Consider the following 17835-nt stretch of genomic DNA (forward strand, 5'->3'; position numbering starts at 1 on the left):
GGCCGTTCAGGCCGAAGCGGGGGTCTGGGGGCGGCAGCCCCCAGGGATGGGACGGGTAGGGGCGGCGGGGGCGAGAAAAATCGAGCCCGCACCGACACCGTACGGACACAACGAGAGGTACCCGACGTGCACGACGATCTCATCGCCCGGGCCCAGGCGTGGCTCGCCGAGGACCCCGACGTGGAGACCCGCGACGAGCTCGCCAAGCTCATCGAGGCCGGGGACGTCACGGAGCTGGCTGAGCGTTTCGCGGGGGCCCTCCAGTTCGGTACGGCCGGTCTGCGCGGTGAGCTGGGCGCGGGCCCGATGCGCATGAACCGCTCGGTCGTCATCCGCGCGGCGGCGGGCCTCGCCGCGTACCTGAAGAAGAACGGTCAGGCCGGCGGCCTCGTCGTCGTCGGCTACGACGCGCGCCACAAGTCCGCCGACTTCGCCCGCGACACCGCCGCCGTGATGACGGGCGCGGGCCTGCGCGCGGCCGTCCTGCCCCGCCCCCTCCCCACCCCCGTCCTCGCCTACGCCATACGGCACCTCGGCGCGGTCGCCGGTGTGGAGGTCACCGCCAGCCACAACCCGCCCCGCGACAACGGCTACAAGGTGTACCTCGGCGACGGCTCGCAGATCGTCCCGCCGGCGGACGCGGAGATCGCGGCCGAGATCGACGCGATCGCCGCCCTCGCCGACGTCCCCCGCCCCGACTCCGGCTGGGAGACGCTCGACGACGCCGTCCTCGACGCCTATCTCGCCCGCACGGACGCCGTCCTGACGGCCAGGTCCCCGCGCACCGCCCGCACCGTCTACACGGCGATGCACGGCGTCGGCAAGGACGTCCTGCTGGCCGCGTTCGCCCGCGCCGGCTTCCCCCGGCCGGAGCTCGTCGCCGAGCAGGCCGAGCCCGACCCGGACTTCCCGACCGTCGCCTTCCCCAACCCGGAAGAGCCCGGCGCGATGGACCTGGCCTTCGCCAAGGCCCGCGAGACCGAGCCGGACCTGATCATCGCCAACGACCCCGACGCCGACCGGTGCGCGGTCGCCGTCAAGGACGGCGCCGACTGGCGCATGCTCCGCGGCGACGAGGTCGGCTCCCTCCTCGCCGCCCACCTCGTCCGGCGCGGCGCACACGGCACGTTCGCCGAGTCGATCGTGTCGTCGTCCCTGCTCGGCCGGATCGCCGAGAAGGCGGGACTGCCGTACGAGGAGACCCTCACCGGCTTCAAGTGGATCGCCCGCGTGGACGGTCTGCGCTACGGCTACGAAGAGGCCCTCGGCTACTGCGTCGACCCCGACGGCGTACGCGACAAGGACGGCATCACCGCGGCCCTCCTGATCACCGAGCTGGCGTCCGAGCTGAAGGAGCAGGGCCGCACGCTCCTGGACCTGCTCGACGACCTCGCCGTGGAGCACGGCCTGCACGCCACCGACCAGCTCTCGGTCCGCGTCGAGGACCTGTCGGTCATCGCGGACGCCATGCGCCGCCTGCGCGAGCAGCCGCCGACCGAGCTGGCGGGACTGGCCATCACCAAGGCGGAGGACCTGACGCGGGGCACGGACAGGCTGCCGCCCACGGACGGCCTGCGCTACACGCTCGACGGTGCCCGGGTCGTCGTACGCCCCAGCGGCACGGAGCCGAAGCTGAAGTGCTACCTGGAGGTCGTCGTGCCGGTCGCCGCTCACGACGGGCTGCCCGCGGCACGCGCGACGGCCGCCGAGCTGCTGGACGCCATCAAGCGGGACCTTTCCGCGGCGGCCGGCATCTGAGCCGTAGACACCCCTGGTTCACCGGGAGTTGGGCTGTCGCTTGCTCCTCGGACGCCCGCTGAGGCGGCGGTCGCCGCAGGCTGTAACCGCGGTATGGATGCACTCCTACCCCCCTTGGAGGCATCCGCCCCCAGGTGTCCCGCCGCCCCCAACACACAGGCGGGACTCCGACATACCGCGTATAGGGCCCGGTACGGGGTTCAGACCCATGAGTCAGCTGAACTCCGTGCCGGGTCCCTCGTGTGTGGGCTCGGGGGTCGTCTCGGTGGGTGTGGGTGTGAGCGTGGGGGATGCCGGGGCTTCGGTGGACGGCTCGGGCTCCGGGGTGGCGGTCTCCGTGGGTACGGGCTCGGAGGCTGTGGGCGACTCTGCGGGGGTCTCGCTCGGGGTCTCGCTGGGCGTGGGCTCGGCCGTCGGGCTCGGAGTGGGGGTCGGCGTGGGGCTCGCGCTCGGCGACGGCGGGGTGGGCAGGGACGGTTTGGGGGACGCCGGCCGGGTGGGTGTGACGGGCGAGGGGGACGGCGTGGCGCTGTCGCCGGGCGCGGTGGTGTCCGGGGTCTCGGAGGTGTCCCCGCCTCCCACATCGCCTTCGCGTACGGGCCTCCTGGGCGGCGTGGTGCCGCCCGCTCCGGGGCTCTGGGGGACGACACCCTCGCCGTCGGGCACGGTGTGCACGCCCCGGAGGTAGAACTCCATCCAGCCGAGGACGAGGTTGAGGTAGTCGCGCGAGTAGTTGTAGCTGAGGATCGCCCGCTCGAGCCCCGCCGCGGTACCCAAGTCCCGCTCGCCCGCGCACAGGTAGTGACCGGCGGCCAGGGCGGCGTCGTGGATGTTGTTGGGGTTCGAGGTGCCGTCGCCGTTGCCGTCGGCGCCCCAGGTCTTCCAGGTGGTGGGCAGGAACTGCATCGGCCCCACAGCACGGTCGTAGACGGCGTCCCCGTCCCATGCCCCACCCTCGCTGTCGAGGATCAGCGCGAAGCCGTTGCCGTCGAGGGCGGGTCCGGTGATCCGGGTGAGGGTGTCGCCGTTCGCCGCGACGGCGCCGCCGCCCGCGTGCCCCGACTCGACCTTGCCGATCGCGGCGAGCAGTTCCCAGCGCAGACCGCAGCCGGGGTCCGTACGGCCGACCGACCGCGCGGCCTTCCGATAGGCGCCGAGCACGCTCACCGGCAGCCCGGCCTCCGCCGCGGCCCGCACCTCCGACGCCTTCACGGCCTTCTCGCCCCACAGCTTCTCGGCTCCCGACACGCCGTTCAGCGGCGGGAGTTCGACGTGGTACGAGTCGTCGCCCTGCGAGGGAACCTCCGGCAGCGGGACGTCCGGCGCCACGAATCCACCGGGCACACTCATCCCCTCGTCCTCCGCCGCCGCCCGAGTCGCCCCTACGGGCCCCGGCGCCTGTGACCCCGCGGTGAGCAGAGCCGCGGCGACGGTGGCGAACGTGGCGACGGCCGTACCGCGTAGGCCACGCCGGGGTCTGGTGAACGGACGGGACATGAAGTCACTCCTGACGGTCGCGTGTTCGATGAACAACTTGCGTATGTGACGGGGGCGTCGCATGCATGAGGTACGGACGGTCACGTCTCCACGCGCGTGAGATAGCTGAAGCCCGTGTTCGGGCCGACGCAGGACTGGAGCGTCAGGTCGCCCCAGTAGAGGCCGTGGGAGGGGGTACCGCGGCCGGGCGATACGTAGGTGGCGTAGACGCGGTACGTGAAGGTGCCGCGCGGTGTCGTGGCGGTGACCGTCGTGCCCACCGGCAGCTTGGCGAACTGGGCGAAGCCGCAGTAGTCGTGGCCGACGATGACGGCGGTGCGCAGCGCGTGGCCGTCCTCCGTCCCGAGGTCGGGTCCGGTCCACTGCACGGCGTTGTCGCAGGCGTCCACCGCGTCCTGCCCACCGCGGACGACCTCGGTGGACCAGGAGCCCACCCGCAGCGTGGTCGAGCCGTCCTCGCTGCGCCCGCCGAACGCCTCCGCGCGGGGCACGGCGGACGGCTTCGGCGAGGGCTTCGCGGGCGTGCTGCGGGGGCGCGAGGGGGCTGACGGGGGCGCCGTGGCGGACAGGTCCGGGAGCTTCGCCTTCGGGGAGGCTGTGGGGTTGCCGGGGGACGGGGAGGGATGGGGAGTAGATGCCGTGGGAGCGGGTTCGGGCGTGACGGTTCGGGTCGGTGTTCCGTGGCGGGCCGGCTCGGTGGGCGCTGTAGGCACCTGATCGAGAGACGGGGCGGTGGTGGCCGGGGCGCTCGCGGGCGGACCCGCGAGCGACGTGTCGTCGGCACCGGGCGCGGCACATCCCGCCAGGGCGGCGGACGCGACCACGGCCACCGTCACGGTCACGAGGGCGGTGGTACGGGCCACCGTACGGCCGGATCGTCCCGTGGTCGTCACGCTCAGAACCTCTCCCTCAGCCGAAGCGGCCGTTCACGTAGTCCGTGGTGCGCTGGTCCTGGGGGCTGTTGAACATCGCGTCCGTGGTGCCGTGTTCGACGATGACGCCGGGGGTGCCCTGTTCGGCGAGGAAGAAGGCGCACTGCTGGGAGACGCGGGCCGCCTGCTGCATGTTGTGGGTGACGATCACGATGGTGACCTCGCCGGACAGCTCGTGGATCGTCTCCTCGATGCGTCGGGTCGAGGTCGGGTCCAGGGCGGAGCACGGCTCGTCCATGAGGAGGACTCGGGGACGCACCGCCAGCGAGCGCGCGATGCACAGGCGTTGCTGCTGGCCGCCGGAGAGTGCGCCGCCGGGCTGGCGGAGGCGGTCGCGGACTTCCTTCCACAGGCCCGCCTTCGTGAGGCACTCCTCGACCAGCCAGTCCTTGTCCTCGCGGTCCGCCTTGATGCCGGCGAGCTTCAGGCCGGCGGTGACGTTGTCGTAGATCGACATCGCGGGGAAGGGGTTGGGCTTCTGGAAGACCATGCCGATCTGGCGGCGGGCGTGGGTGATGCGGCGGCCGCGGTCGTAGATGTCGTCGCCGTCGAGGAGCACCCGGCCCGCGAGGGAGGCGGAACCGACCAGCTCGTGCATGCGGTTGAGGATCCGCAGGAACGTGGACTTGCCGCAGCCGGACGGGCCGATGAGCGCGGTGACCTTGCGGGCCGGCATGGTCAGCGAGACCTGTTCGAGGACCTTGTGGTTGCCGAACCAGGCCGAAATGGCGTCGGCCTCCAGGGTGGCCGGGTTGCTGTCCGCGGTGGCCGCGCCGAGCTTGGGCGGCCTGACTGCCGTCATCTTCCGCGTCGGGTCGAGGATCTCGTCGACGAGGGTGTTGGTCGTGTCGGTGGTGTCGGACATGATGCTGAACTCCTCGTCGGTCAAAGCAGGTTGGGCAGCAGGCGGGTGGCGGCGCTGGAGACGGCGAGGCCGAAGGCGGCCAGTACGGGTACGCCGACGATCCACGTCTGCCAGCGGCCCCACGCGCGATACGCGGCCATCGTGAGCAGGGCGGCCAGGAGCAGCCCCTGCGACCAGAGGAAGACCGGGAGCCAGGCGCCGTCCTCACCGCCCAGGGACTGCTCGGAGTCGTCGATCCAGCCGGGGGCGAGCGGGCGGGGTGGGGCGGGCTGTACGTCGCTCGTGAGCGTCGCGTCTACGCGGATCGTGCCGGAGGGTGTGTACGGCCTGCCCTCGGCGGTGATGAGCGTAAGCCTGCCCTCGTCCTGCTTGAGCGTGGGCGGCAACGGGTCGCCCTCGCGGCGGATGGCCGTGACCTCGTAGGTGGCCGTGCCCTGACCGGTCGTCACCCTGATCTCGGTGCCTACGGGCAGCTCGTGCAGGCTGTTGAACGGGCTGCCGTATCCCCACTGGCGGCCCATGATCACGCTGGTGCCGGCCTGTCCCGGCAGCGGGGTGTCCCGGCGGTGGCCTGGGCCCGACATCAGTACCCCGGAGGTCGTGCCCTCCGCCACGACTTCCTTGAAGCCCAGCGCCGGGATGCGCAGCAGCGCTACGGGCGCGCCCGGATCGAGCAGCTTGCCGTCGTACGTCTGCTGGCCCACCGGTGCGATACCGAGGGCGAGTTGACGGCGGTACTCGTCGTACGCGGTCTGCTGGTCGCGGGAGTGCTGGAGATGGCCCACGATCGTGAGGTTGGCGGCGAAGCCGAGCAGCAGGGCGGCGAGCACGCACAGTGCGGCCCCGGCGAACGCGAACCCTGCGCGTTCGGCCCGCGGCGCCCCGGAGCTGCGCTCGGGCTCGGGGGAAGGCTCCGGCGCCGGCGGCGCCACGGCCGGCGGGGGCGGGGACAGCACGGTCACGGGGTGCGCTCCTGTGGAGAAGGTGGAGTGGGGAACGGTGGCGCGGGCGGCGGGGTGGGGGCCCGCCGCCCGTGCTCCGCGCGCGTGTTACGCGCTCGGGTCGCCGAAGTTCAGCAGCCCGTTGCGGCGGCCGTACCGCACGAAGGCGATGCCGGCCGCGGTGAGGACGATGGCGCCGATGCCGGAGAAGAGGGCGATCTGGCTACCGGTGGAGGCGAGGCCGCCCTGCGGCGAGGTGCCGCCGGTGGTGGAGTCGCCGCCGGTGGTGCTTCCTCCGTCGGTCGTGCCGGACGTCGTGCCCGAGGTGGTGCCGGACGTGTCACCCGAAGGGTCGTCGCTCGGCTCACCGGAGGGGTCGTCCGACGGGTCGTCGGAGGGATCGTCCGAGGGGTCGCCGCTCGGGGACTCGGAGGACGGAGCGGGAACCTTGAAGGCCACCGCGGTGACGTCGGTGCAGTTGGGGCTGAGGTCCCAGGCGGTCTGGCCCTCGACGGCGTCCTCGGGAACCTTGAGCGACTGCCACGTCACCACGCCGTTCGCGTCGGCCGTGGCGTCGGGGAACTCCGCGTCGTTCCGCTCCATCGCCATCGCGTACTTGGCGCCGGCCTCGCAACCGCGCACGATGACCTTCACCGTCTGGCCGCGCTGCAGCTCAGGGTTGTCGGCCAGCCGCTCGCCCGATTCGTCGAGCATCTCGTACCGCGGAAGCTGCACGTTCACGCGAGCGGGCTCGGATTCCGAAGGCCCGAATTTGGTGGCATCCGTCGGGGTGAACCGGGCGACGATGTCGTGATCGCCCTCGGACAGCGTCTTCGTCTTGAACTCGGCCTTCCCGCCGGCGACGGTGGCCTCGCCGAGCGCCGTCTCACCCACCGTGAACTTCACTGTGCCAGCTGCATCCGTCGGCGTGATCGTCGCAGTGAGCGTTACTTCCTCGCCCGGCTCAAGGACGGACTTGGAGGGGGCCAGCTGAACACTGGTTGCCTTCGCCCCTTCCCCGACCGCCCAGTTGTCGCCGGTGACGGTGATCTTCTGAGTCCAGTACGGATCATCCGGATGGAAACCGCCAAAGTCGTCGTAGCACGCCAAACGAAGTTCGTACGTGCCGTCAGATGCGAAGATCTGCGACAGATCCTTGAGCGCTAGATCGGCGTTGTCCGCCTTGGCCAACGAAACCGATTTCGGCGCGTCGAACGGCGACCCGTTCGTGATGCCTTCGATCGCGATTGGCACAGTGCCGTCGGGCTTGGCCACGCGGAGCTGGAGGCCGTAATTGATGGGGATACTTTCGAGGACGTCGCCGCTTTCATCCTTGATGTCATAGTCAGGGCACTTGGCAGGTATGGAGATAGTGGCGCCGAACGGCTCCGCATCGCTCAACTTGCCACTTTGCGCCATAGTGAATTCCCCGATGGACGCCGCCCTGGCCGGCTGGGACTGGGACGCCACCAGGGCCACAACGCCCAGGGCGAGCACGGCGCAGGCTGCCGCGATGGCGGCCGCTCTTCGAAACGGGTGAAGCACTGTCATTGCGATGGCCCCCCGGGGGACGGTCGGTTGATGAATACCGGGACAGCACGTGGGGCCGGGCACCCTGGGGATGCCCGGCCGTCACGCGAGGATCAGACGACAATCACGAGTTCAGGCCGCCCGTGACGTTGCGCGCGTTGCAGTTGGAGATGGCGCCGAAGCCGTAGGTCGTGATGGTGCTGGAGGCCGCGCAGATGTCCGAGAGCGCCTCGGAGATCGCGGGATCGCTCAGCCGGGTCGTCTGGACGACGTTGTAGACGTCACGGGAGAAGACGAAGCTCGGGTTGAGCGCGAGCGCGGTGCCCGAGCCGGTGGTGGGGGACTGGCCCTCGATGTTGCGCAGACGCGACTCACCACGACGGTTCGGGACGTCCGCCAGGCCCTTGCCCTGGGCGATCCACTGAGCGACCGAGTACGGCATGAGCTGGTTGGCAGCCGTGATCGCCGTACCGTCGTGCTCCTGGACGTTCTGGTTGACGCACGTTCCCGGCGTGGTGACACCGATGGAGTCCAGCCAGTACTGCCGGGTGCCGGAGCCGGCCTGCGGCAGCAGCGGCGCCACGGTGACCGTGGTGCCGGAGGCGTTGGTGTAGGTGCAGTTCGTGTAGATGCTCTTCAGCTGGTCCCTCGTCAGGTTCGTCGGCACGGTGCTACCTAGGTCCGTGGCATAGGTGACCGCGTCACGGGCGAACGGGACGTAAGTGAGGTCGGTGCCGGGCGCGGAGGCCTTCGGGCCACGCGAGGAGCGGGCCATGTCGATGCAGGTGGTGCCGCCGTTGGCGATGTCCTCGGACAACCGGGTGATGCCGTTGCTGGAGCCGTTGGTCTGGGCACGGGTGTACGAGCAGCCCGTGGCCTTGGTGTTGTACGGGTCGGGGGTGCCGGTGGCGTTCCACGACGCGATGATCTTGTTGCCGCTGGCGTCCACGACACCGGTGCCGTTGGCCAGGCCGTTCATGACGAACTGCGTGGTGTCCGAGCCGACGACGGCCAGGGTGCGGTAGTCGGTCGACGTGGACGGGTCCGCAGAGGCCGGAGCGGCCAGGATGCCGAGACCGAGAGCCGCGGCACCGAAAGCAGCACCGACCTTGGCGTAAGACTTGACGTTCACTTCTGAACCCCTTGGTTTCTGGATTTTCGAAGACTGGACGTTCAAGCTGAATCCGGATTTTCGTGCTGCCGACCCGTCGGTCGGCCACCGGATACATTTCCAGAATTTGGCACGTCGGCCAACAAATTCCCAACGAGGGAAAGGTTACGGGGAGGCTTCCTAGGTGTCTCCTAGGGAGTTCGCCGTTGCGCGTAGCGAAGCATTATGGGACCTGCCAGTCCTGCCGCTCCGCCCACAAACAGGATGGCAAGAAGGACCCAGCGAATAATGCCGAGAATTTCACCGGGCGTGAGTCCTTGCTTGGCTTGCGCGATATTCTGCTGCGGCCCTGATCCAGGAGGCGCGGAGCCATTCGGGGCGGAGGCCTCCGGCGCCGACGAGCCGGGGTCGGCGCCGCCACCCGGCCCACCTGCGGACGTTCCTCCGCTGTCCGCACCGGAGGAAGTCCCTCCTCCGGTGTCGGCTCCGGCTGTCAGTCCCCCTGAGCCGTTGGCGTTCGGATCGTCGCTCGACGGATCGCTCCCGGGGTCGCCGCGCTGCAGGTCGTCGGCGGCAGCCTTGGCCTGCTTGCGCAGTTTCGCAGGCAACGGTGCGTAGCCGGGGGGAAGTTCGCCTGCCCCCAGCCCCTGCGTCTGGCCCGGTCCAGCACCGAACCTGATGAAGTCCGCGTACGCTTTGCGGTCCTTCGCGTCCTGGTTCATCGAGGCTGCGGCGTAGGTCACCACCGTCATCGGGTATGCCTGACCCTTGGCCCGTGCCGGGTCGGGCTTGAGCACCGCAGAGTTGTCGGGCCACGGCCGCATGGCGTTGACGCCCGCCTGCAGTGTCACGACGGAAGGCTTCACGAATTTTCCGTCGGCGTTGCGCAGAGCCGCCGTCTGGAGACCGTAGCGCGCGGCCGATGCGGCGTCGACGATCGCCATCACGACGCGACGGCCCGGCCAGGGAGCGAGGTTGGCCACTTTGGCGGGCATGGGCGGGTTGGGTACCTGATACTCGGTGGTGCGGCCGTTGTTGCCTCGTCGGGTTTTCACGGCTCCGTCGTGCAGGTCGATCGTGTACGGGTCCAGGTCCAATATCGTGTAGGTGGCCGTCCCCGTCAGGGGCTGATCGTTGATGGCAGGCTTTACCGTCGGATCCGACTTGGGGAAGTCGGTCAGATCCGTGTTCTCCGCCAGGTTCATCTCTTGAAAGTACGGATTGACCCGCATCCCATGGGAATCCGGCTTCCCGGAGAGGAAGTCCCTGGCCGCCTTGTCCGATTGAAGCCAGTTCCAGATCACCCGCGTGGTGTCAGAATTTCCTTGCGGAACCATGAGGCTCATGGGCTCGACCTGGGGATCCAGCTTGGCGAATTCCGGATTGAGGTCCAAGAACTCCTTGTCCTTGGTGAAATACAGCGGATTTCCCTTGAGGTGTTCCGCTTCGGGCGAGTCGCAGGCGGGCGGGTTGCAAACATTTGTCCACGGCACATCATGCACGTATGAGTGGGTGAGCAACTTGGCGACGAGCCTCGGCGTCAGTTTCATTTCCTGTATCACGCCGTCCGTGCCTTCGATGAAGAAGCCGATCGCGAGCCCGGCCACCGCCACCGGCGCGTGCACGACGCGTGGCCCGTCTCCCCCCTGAGCCACCGGATCGACGGTCACGCCCATCGCGGGCGTCTCCTTCGTCGTGCCCAGCACCTCGCCCCTGGCAGCTTCCTCGGGTCCTCGGTTGAAGGTGAAGGTGTTCCCCGTGGACGTGCACAGCTTCGGCCCCCACGACGAGACGGCATCGTCCGCGAGCTCGGAGCCGGGTATGGCCCGCTCGGGCTGGCCCTCCGGGCAGAATTGGTCGACCGGCAGGAAGTCCAGGCGGAAGACGATCCGCTGAGACCAGTTCGTCGCGGACAGCGGCGAACTCCGAAGCTGGTCACTGACGTTCGGGTTGGTGATTTCTGTGCCGTTCACTTCGTGAGTACCGCGCGGCACGACGACCAGCCAGCAATGACGCGGTTCTGGTGTGCTGCCGGCGGGCGCCGTGTTCACACCGCAGCCAAGATGGTCCGACTGGATCGCGTCTTGAAGTTCGAATTCGGTTTCGCCCGTACCGTTGTCGAAGGTTCGGACACCCGACTGTTCATTCGTGTCCAACTGCCCGAAGTAGGTGTAGTCGTGAGAGGACTTGGTGGGCGGCTCTCCGTTGGCGGGGCTGAACGGGACGAAGGCATTCGCGCCGGTGTACTTCCGTTCCTCCGGGTCCTCGGTGGGCAGATCACATTCTCCGCTGCACGGTGACGCGACCCGGCCGTTTCCCCCGATCGCCGCACCCGCGCCGTAAGCGCACTGCTCGCGGTCGGGACCAGCGGGATCGTCCCCCCAGCACTGCATGATCTGCAGGTAGTTGACGCTGAACGTGTTGCTCGGCAGCGTCGGCGCCGCGCCCTCCCAGCTGACCCGCACCCCCTGAGAGCGCAGACTCTTCGTCTGGTGAACGGTCACCTTCAGATCCGAGAAGTCGTCGTACTTCCCCTTCTTCCCCGACTTCGTCACCGCGGAGTCCTGACCGGTCGCCGCCACCGCCGGCGTCGTCCCCGGCGGCACCGGCAACAACGCCACCACGAGCGCGGCCAGCAGACAGCCCACGGCGATGAGAATGCGCGGCCGGGGACGCGTCAGCACCTGCGTCATGCCACACCCCCCTTACGACGCGTCCGGTTGGCCATCAGACGCCCGACGACAGGCGGCCCGACGACCACGCCGACCAGCAGCGCGGCCGACAGCGCCATCAGCGCCGTACGCAGACCGAGGGCGTCGTCGGCGCCCAGGGAGACCGGGCTGGCCGCGACGTTGGTGTCGCCCGTGCCCTGGTCGCCGCCGAGGATCTCGCCGGTGTCGGGGTCGACGACCGTTCCGCCGGTCGCTGCGCCCGCGCCGCCGGTGCTGCCTGCCGTATCACCGCCGGAGCCGCCCGTCGCGCCTCCCGAACCCGTGGAGCCAGCTCCGCCCGTCGAGCCGGAGCCGCCGGTCGAGCCGGAGCCACCCGAGCTCGAACCGCCCGAGCCGGACCCACCCGAACTGCCTCCGTTGACCGGCGTCGTGTTCTTGTTGCCGCCGGTACCCGTCGCGCACTGGTCCGGGCCCTTCTTGTCGCACGCCGCCGGGTAGGGAGCGTTCTCGATCAGGGTGTTCCGCCCGCCGGAGAACGTCGGGTTGTTGCACTTGCTGATGTCGATCCTGCTCGCGTCGGCACCAGGGATCTTCCGCGTCTGCGCCATCGCGGCTTCCACCAGGTTCTTCGGCAGCGGCGAGTAGCCGAGCCGGTCGGCCTGCTGCTGGCCGTCGCAGAGGAAGTAGTTGTTGAACGCGCTGAGCGTCTTCCCCTTGGCCTTGGTGAAGCCGCTCTCCTCCTTGGTCGGGACGATCATGTAGCTGTAGCTGGAGAGCGGGTAGGTGCGCCGGTCCCCGAACGTGTAGACGTTGTCCAGCTTCTGCGTCAGGTAATTCGCCGAGCGCGGGTCGTTGTTGATCGTGGCCTTGGTGAGGGCGACCGCCACGCTGGAGGCGGTCGGCTCGACGTAGTAGCCGGACTTGTTGAGGATCTTGGCCACCGGGAAGCCCGCGTTCCTGGCGTACGAGTACTCGACGTAGGTGATGGCGCCCTCGGCCTGGGACTGCTTCGTGTAGCCCGCGACACCGAGTGAACTGGACTGGGCGACGAAGCCGGAGCCGGGGATCACCGGGAAGTACGACGTCAGGCCGCAGGGGGTCTGCTTGCCCGCGCGGCGGCAGTAGTCGTTCCACATCGAGCCGTACTGCTTGGACATCCACAGGGTGAACTGCGCGGTCGTACCCGAACCGTCGGAGCGGACGACCGGGACGATACGACGGGCCGGCAGGGCCAGCTTGGGGTTGTCCGCCTTGATCTCCGGAGCGTTCCACTGAGTGAGCTTGCCGGTGAAGATCTTGGTGAGGACGTCACCGGACAGCCGCAGGTTGGTGACCTGCCTGCCGCCGATCTTCAGGTTGTACATGAACGACGTACCGCCGGCCACGATCGGCATGTAGGCGTACTTGCGGGTGGGCGGCGGGTCCGACTGGCCGAGGTCGTTGAGGCCGTAAGGGATCTCGGACACACCGAAGTCGGAGGTGCCGTTCTTGAACTGCTGACGGCCGACCGACGAGCCGACCGCCGAGTAGTTCACGGTCATACCCTGCTGGCGGACGTTGCGGCGCCACTGCTCGATCGCGTTGGCGCTCCAGGTCGAGCCGGAGCCGCTGATCTTGGTGTAGGTGGCAGCGGAGGCATTCGGTGGGTGGATGGCCAGCAGCGCGCAGACCGCGGCGACGAACAGCGCCAGCGCCTGGTACACGCGCGTAGCGCGCGAACGACGGACAGGTGCGGGTTTCACGAAGTGCTCCTCGTCGGTGCGGGACTGTCTGACGGCCGGTCTGCGGGGGATTTCGCCGCGAAGCGCTTCGCGTCCCGGCGGGATGCCTTGACGCGGCGGTGTTCCTGACGGCGGGTGAGCTGGCCCGGTCCACGGCCGCCGAGGACACGGGCGATGACGAACAGGACGAGCACCAGCACCAGAAGCACCGCCGCGGTGCCGAAACCGCGGGCGATGTAGGTGGGCTCGGGGGACTTGACGAGTTCGAAGGCCGCCAGCGGCAGCGACACCATCGGGTCGTGGAGCGGATTGGCGTTGAGCTCCGCCGTGTAGCCGGCGGTCAGCAGCACCGGCGAGGTCTCGCCGACACCGCGGGCCGTGCCCAGGATGATCGCCGTGGTGAGGCCGGAACGGGAGGTGGGCAGCACGACGTGCCAGACCGTGCGCCAGCGCGAGGTGCCGAGTGCGTACGACGCCTCGCGCAGCGTTCCGGGCACCAGCCGGATCACCACGTCCGCCGCACGGATGATGATCGGCAGCATCATCACGCAGATCGCCAGCGCGGCGGCGAGGCCGGAGCGGTCGAAGCCCAGCGCCAGGATGAAGGTCGCGTAGATGAACAGGCCGGCGACGATGGACGGCAACGCCGTCATCGCCTCGACCATGGTGCGGACGAACCGGCTGAAGGGGCCCGGCACTTCGTTGAGGAAGACCGCGCACACCAGCCCGGCCGGGATGCAGATCAGCAGGGCGATGGAGATCTGCCACAGCGTGCCGACGATCGCGTGCAGGATGCCGCCGACGCTGAGCGGCTCGACCGGACCCGCGTCGGCCATCGACTCCGTATAGAAGTTCAGGTGTGGCAGCGCCTCGCGGCCCTCCCACAGGGTGTAGACGACCACGAACGCCAGCACGGCCAGCATCACGATGCCGAGGCTCTGGACGATGGCGGCGGCCACTCGGTCGCGCACCGCGGGGCCGTCCTCGTCGAAGGAGACGAGCAGCGCGTACAGGCCGAGGAAGAGCACGTAGGCGATGACGACGAAGCCCAGTGCGCCGTTGAAGGGCAGCATCCGGTCGAACATCAGCCAGGTGATGCAGAGGGAAGCGGCGCCGGCGCCGAGCAGGGCGTACACGTCGGTGGCACGCAGCGTGGCCAGGTTGCGGCGCGACTCGGTGCGCGTCTTGCGGCGTGCGGGCAGGGTGGTGCCGGGCGCCGGCGGTTTCGCGAGGCTCGTCTGCGGTCCGTGGTCGCCGGGCGGGCTCTGTGCGGTGGTGACGGTCATCGGGCTCGGTCTCCTAGGAGTCGCTCGCCGCGCCGGAACGGCTGCGGGCGACGATCGACGACGCGACGAAGTTGACGACGAGGGTCATCAGGAAGAGCGCGAGGCCTGCGGCCATCAGCGCCGACATGCCGATTTTGCTCGCCTCGCCGTAGCGCAGGGCGATCAGCGAGCTGACCGAGCTGGTGCCGTTCTGCAGGATGTGCGGCTGGATCACGAAGACCGGCGAGATGATCAGGTACACGGCGATGGTCTCGCCGAGCGCCCGGCCCAGGCCCAGCATGGTGCCGCCGATCATGCCGCCCTTGCCGAACGGCAGGACGACGCTGCGGATCATGCCCCAGCGGTTCGCGCCGAGCGCGTACGCCCCTTCCCGCTCGCCGACCGGAGCCTGCGAGAACACCTCCCGCATCACCGAGCAGATGATCGGCGCGACCATCAGCGACACGACCATGCCGGCGATGAAGGAGCCGGAGGTGTAGACGGTGGCGGTGGCGAGCGGGTCCCCCGGATCGGCGCCGTCGACCTTGAAGAGCGGTATCCAGCCGAAGTACGTGGAGATCCAGCGCGACAGGGTGACCACGTGGCCCTGGAAGAAGAACAGGCCCCACAGGCCGTAGACCACCGACGGTACGGCGGCCATCAGGTCCACGATGCTGATGAGGGTCTGCTTGATCCGCGGCGGCGCGTACTCGGAGATGTAGAGCGCGGTGCCCAGTGCCAGCGGAACCGCGAAGACGATGGCGACGAGCGCGATGAGGATCGTGCCGACGAGGACGGCCGCGATACCGAAGCTGCCCCCGTCGGGCTCCCAGGACTCGGTGGTGATGAAACCCCACTTCGCGATGGACAGCGCCTGCCAGGCCCGGTACGTCAGAAAACCGCCGACGAGCAGCATGATGGCCAGCACGAGGGCGCCGCCCCCACGCAGGACGCCTCGGAAAACGCGGTCGGGCACGCCCGTGTCGGCGTGCAGGCGTCTGGGAGGGTCGTCCGCCGGAGCCACAGGTCGCTCATACATTCGCGTCGTCACATGTGCCGACGCTCCTGAGGCCCGGTGGACTTCTGCGCACACGGACGTGAACGAGACGACCCCGAGAGGCAACATCCGGGATTGACGTGAACGCGGCGACGCAGGAGCACAAAACGGGAGCACACAAGGGGCCGGGGGGCGCCCGCGGGGGGGGGGCCCGGCCCCCCCCCCCCCAGGGATGGGACGGGTAGGGGCGGCGGGGGCGAAAATCGATGGGCCGCACCACCCCGCGCCCGTACCATCGCGACCATGCCGAAACCTCAATGCTTCCAGTACGAGGACCGACCAGACGGCACCGTCCTGATCACGCACGCCGGCCGCCAGGCCACCATCCTGCGCGGCCCCCGAGCGGACCAGTTCCGCCACGAGGTCACCACGGCCGACCCACAACTCGTCATGGCCCGCTGGACGGGAAACTACAAACGCGGCAACGAACGCACGGCACGCAACCACCCCCGCAACCGCCACTGAACCGCCGCTAAAACCCACTCAGCCGATTGGCCCCCAGGTAAGGGAACGGCAAAACACCCTCGCTCGTTCACCGGGCATGACAGCTATGACCCCCGGCTCGAACATCCCTCTCCCCACCGCGCGCGTGACGGTGGACGTCGCCGCCCCGGTGCGGCTCGACGTATCGGGCCTGCTGCTCACCGCCGACGGCAAGGTGCGCTCGGACGACGACTTCATCTTCTATAACCAGCCCAGCGGCCCCGGCGTGACCTACCGCTCGGGCGGCGGCACCGCCCCCGACGCGATCACGGTCGACACCGCGGCCGTACCCCCCGGCATCGAGAAGATCGTCGTCACCGCCAGCCCGGACGCCCCCGGCCAGACCTTCCAGGGCATCGAACCCACCGCCACGATCCGCAACGCGGACGACAACAGCGCCCTGGCCACCTTCACACCCCCGCAGCTCGGCGCCGAGACGGCCCTGGTGGTCGTGGAGATCTATCTGCGCAACGGCGTCTGGAAGGCCCGCGCGGTGGGCCAGGGATACGCCAACGGCCTGGCCGGCATCGCCACCGACTTCGGCGTCAGCGTGGAGGAACCGGCACCCACCCCGGCTCCCGTGGCACCGCCCCAGCCGGTCACCCCGCCGGCACCCACGCCCACGCCCACGATGCAGCCCCCGGTCACCCCGCCGGCCCCTGCCATGTCCCCGCCCCCGGCCGCCCCCGCCCCCGGCGCCGGAAAGATCAACCTCGACAAGGGCCGGGTCAGCCTCCAGAAGAACCAGACCGTGTCCCTGATGAAGGGCGGCCGCCCCCTGCTCTCCCAGGTCCAGATGGGCCTCGGCTGGGAGCCGGCGTACCGCGGCAAGGACATCGACCTGGACGCCTCGGTCATCGCGTACGGCCCGCAGCGCAACCACATCGACAGCTGCTACTTCGGCAAGCTCCAGATCGTGAACGGCGCGATCCGCCACTCCGGCGACAACCTCACCGGCGAGGGCGGCGGCGACGACGAGGTGATCACCGTAGACCTCGGCCGTCTCCCGCAGGACGTCACCGGCCTGGTCTTCACCGTCAACTCCTTCACCGGCCAGAAGTTCACCGAGGTCGCCAAGGCCTACTGCCGCCTCCTGGACGCCTCGACCGGCGAGGAACTGGTCCGCTTCGACCTCACCAGCGCCGAACCGCAGACAGGCGTGATCATGGCCAAGCTGATCCGCCAGTTCTCCGGCGAGTGGGAGATGACGGCGATGGGCGACTTCGTCAAGTCGCGGACGGTGCGGGGCATGGTGAAGCCGGCGGCCCAGTCGCTGTAAGCGTTCGCGTTCGTACGCGTTCCGGGGCGCCCTCTTCCGAGGGGGCGCCCCGTCGTACGTCAGCAGCTGCCCGGCCCCACCAGTGCTGTGACCGCATTGCGAGGTGCGGTGGCCGAGCCTGTCCGGGTGCGCAGACTGACCGACCATGAGGGGCAGCGGCTGCAGCAGATCGTGCACCGGGGCTGTCGCCCACACAGGCCGCCCTGGAACGGGCCGGTTTGAAGGTGTTCTCAGTCCTGGGAGGGGATGTCCAGGGCGGTCCCGTACAGGCGGGACACCCGGATCCGGATCACCACGCGCCGGTCGGGCAGCGGCTGCACGCCGGGGGCCGCCCCGTCGACCGGGTCCTCTATCTCCGCCTCGCCCTCCGCCACGGCGAACGACCAGACGTCCGGGCCGCTCACATGCAGTGAGGTGTGCGGGTCGCGGCGCAGTTGGCGGACCTTGAGGCGGTCGGCGGTGGAGGAGACGCGCAGGACGCGCTCCTCGGCGTTCCAGTCGTAGAGGACGGTCGACAGGTGCGGGTGGCCGCTGCTCCTGACGCTCGCGAGTACGCCGAACTGCTGCTGCCGCAGCAGCTGGGAGAGTTCCTGGTCGGTGAGCGCCCGGGGGGCCGGGCCGTCGTTCTCGGTGGTGCCGGTGGTGGTTTCGGTGGTGGTGTTCTCGCTCATGGGGATCAGCCCTTCAGTGGCCGGGGTGGAGGTGATGGCGGGGTGAGAAGGCG

The 17835-nt window shown here is 69.6% G+C and carries 14 protein-coding genes; 3 read left to right on the forward strand and 11 right to left on the reverse strand.

Translation table 11 applies throughout. The features are described from left to right. Positions 1 to 126 precede the first annotated feature (126 nt). A complete protein-coding gene (locus AB0I98_RS36060; protein WP_362949284.1) occupies positions 127 to 1758 on the forward strand; it encodes a phospho-sugar mutase in 1632 nt (543 codons plus the stop codon). Between the two features lie 213 nt (positions 1759 to 1971). Here AB0I98_RS36060 and AB0I98_RS36065 read toward each other — a convergent pair whose 3' ends face one another. The 10 genes from AB0I98_RS36065 to pstC form a co-directional block, all read right to left on the reverse strand. Beyond that, the gene (locus AB0I98_RS36065; RefSeq protein ID WP_362949285.1) at positions 1972 to 3255 is read right to left on the reverse strand and encodes a lytic murein transglycosylase; all 1284 of its coding nucleotides are present in this window, start codon (positions 3253 to 3255) and stop codon (positions 1972 to 1974) included. An 80-nt stretch (positions 3256 to 3335) separates the two neighbouring features. After that, positions 3336 to 4148: a hypothetical protein gene (locus AB0I98_RS36070; RefSeq protein ID WP_362949286.1), complete on the reverse strand. Its 813-nt coding sequence runs from the start codon at positions 4146 to 4148 to the stop codon at positions 3336 to 3338. Between the two features lie 16 nt (positions 4149 to 4164). Continuing rightward, positions 4165 to 4989, reverse strand: coding sequence for a phosphate ABC transporter ATP-binding protein PstB (gene pstB / locus AB0I98_RS36075; RefSeq protein WP_362949379.1), 825 nt, complete (start codon positions 4987 to 4989; stop codon positions 4165 to 4167). An 83-nt stretch (positions 4990 to 5072) separates the two neighbouring features. Further along, positions 5073 to 6014, reverse strand: coding sequence for a sortase (locus AB0I98_RS36080; protein WP_362949288.1), 942 nt, complete (start codon positions 6012 to 6014; stop codon positions 5073 to 5075). Between the two features lie 87 nt (positions 6015 to 6101). Beyond that, complete coding sequence (locus AB0I98_RS36085; protein WP_362949289.1) at positions 6102 to 7544, reverse strand: Ig-like domain-containing protein; 1443 nt, start codon at positions 7542 to 7544, stop codon at positions 6102 to 6104. A 103-nt stretch (positions 7545 to 7647) separates the two neighbouring features. Then, a complete protein-coding gene (locus AB0I98_RS36090) occupies positions 7648 to 8655 on the reverse strand; it encodes a substrate-binding domain-containing protein (protein ID WP_362949290.1) in 1008 nt (335 codons plus the stop codon). A 170-nt stretch (positions 8656 to 8825) separates the two neighbouring features. Next, positions 8826 to 11327 carry a hypothetical protein gene (locus tag AB0I98_RS36095; protein WP_362949291.1) on the reverse strand — a complete coding sequence of 834 codons (2502 nt, stop codon included), beginning with the start codon at positions 11325 to 11327 and terminating at the stop codon, positions 8826 to 8828. Further along, on the reverse strand, positions 11324 to 13048 hold the full coding sequence (gene pstS / locus AB0I98_RS36100) for a phosphate ABC transporter substrate-binding protein PstS (protein WP_362949292.1): 1725 nt from the start codon (positions 13046 to 13048) through the stop codon (positions 11324 to 11326). Before pstS ends, AB0I98_RS36095 begins: the two co-directional genes overlap by 4 nt. Further along, entirely contained in the window at positions 13045 to 14313 is a 1269-nt protein-coding gene (gene pstA / locus AB0I98_RS36105) for a phosphate ABC transporter permease PstA (protein WP_362949293.1), read from the reverse strand. The genes pstS and pstA overlap by 4 nt, the downstream gene beginning before the upstream one ends. A gap of 13 nt (positions 14314 to 14326) precedes the next feature. Next, complete coding sequence (gene pstC / locus AB0I98_RS36110) at positions 14327 to 15268, reverse strand: phosphate ABC transporter permease subunit PstC (RefSeq protein ID WP_362949295.1); 942 nt, start codon at positions 15266 to 15268, stop codon at positions 14327 to 14329. Between the two features lie 324 nt (positions 15269 to 15592). Here pstC and AB0I98_RS36115 point away from each other — a divergent pair, with 324 nt between their 5' ends. After that, positions 15593 to 15814, forward strand: coding sequence for a hypothetical protein (locus AB0I98_RS36115; protein WP_362949296.1), 222 nt, complete (start codon positions 15593 to 15595; stop codon positions 15812 to 15814). 85 nt (positions 15815 to 15899) lie between these two features. Then, complete coding sequence (locus tag AB0I98_RS36120) at positions 15900 to 17111, forward strand: TerD family protein (protein WP_362949381.1); 1212 nt, start codon at positions 15900 to 15902, stop codon at positions 17109 to 17111. A 230-nt stretch (positions 17112 to 17341) separates the two neighbouring features. Here AB0I98_RS36120 and AB0I98_RS36125 read toward each other — a convergent pair whose 3' ends face one another. Next, positions 17342 to 17782 carry a pyridoxamine 5'-phosphate oxidase family protein gene (locus tag AB0I98_RS36125; RefSeq protein ID WP_362949297.1) on the reverse strand — a complete coding sequence of 147 codons (441 nt, stop codon included), beginning with the start codon at positions 17780 to 17782 and terminating at the stop codon, positions 17342 to 17344. Positions 17783 to 17835: the final 53 nt, after the last annotated feature.

Source organism: Streptomyces sp. NPDC050211 (genome assembly GCF_040656035.1).
Taxonomy (GTDB): domain Bacteria; phylum Actinomycetota; class Actinomycetes; order Streptomycetales; family Streptomycetaceae; genus Streptomyces.

What these genes read in the sequence shown, in the direction of transcription:
- AB0I98_RS36065 (WP_362949285.1), bottom strand. Translation starts at nt 3,255, where the DNA reads ATGTCCCGTCCGTTCACCAGACCCCGGCGTGGCCTACGCGGTACGGCC.
- pstB (WP_362949379.1), bottom strand. Translation starts at nt 4,989, where the DNA reads ATGACGGCAGTCAGGCCGCCCAAGCTCGGCGCGGCCACCGCGGACAGC.
- AB0I98_RS36085 (WP_362949289.1), bottom strand. Translation starts at nt 7,544, where the DNA reads ATGACAGTGCTTCACCCGTTTCGAAGAGCGGCCGCCATCGCGGCAGCC.
- AB0I98_RS36095 (WP_362949291.1), bottom strand. Translation starts at nt 11,327, where the DNA reads ATGACGCAGGTGCTGACGCGTCCCCGGCCGCGCATTCTCATCGCCGTG.
- pstA (WP_362949293.1), bottom strand. Translation starts at nt 14,313, where the DNA reads ATGACCGTCACCACCGCACAGAGCCCGCCCGGCGACCACGGACCGCAG.
- AB0I98_RS36115 (WP_362949296.1), top strand. Translation starts at nt 15,593, where the DNA reads ATGCCGAAACCTCAATGCTTCCAGTACGAGGACCGACCAGACGGCACC.
- AB0I98_RS36120 (WP_362949381.1), top strand. Translation starts at nt 15,900, where the DNA reads ATGACCCCCGGCTCGAACATCCCTCTCCCCACCGCGCGCGTGACGGTG.
- AB0I98_RS36125 (WP_362949297.1), bottom strand. Translation starts at nt 17,782, where the DNA reads ATGAGCGAGAACACCACCACCGAAACCACCACCGGCACCACCGAGAAC.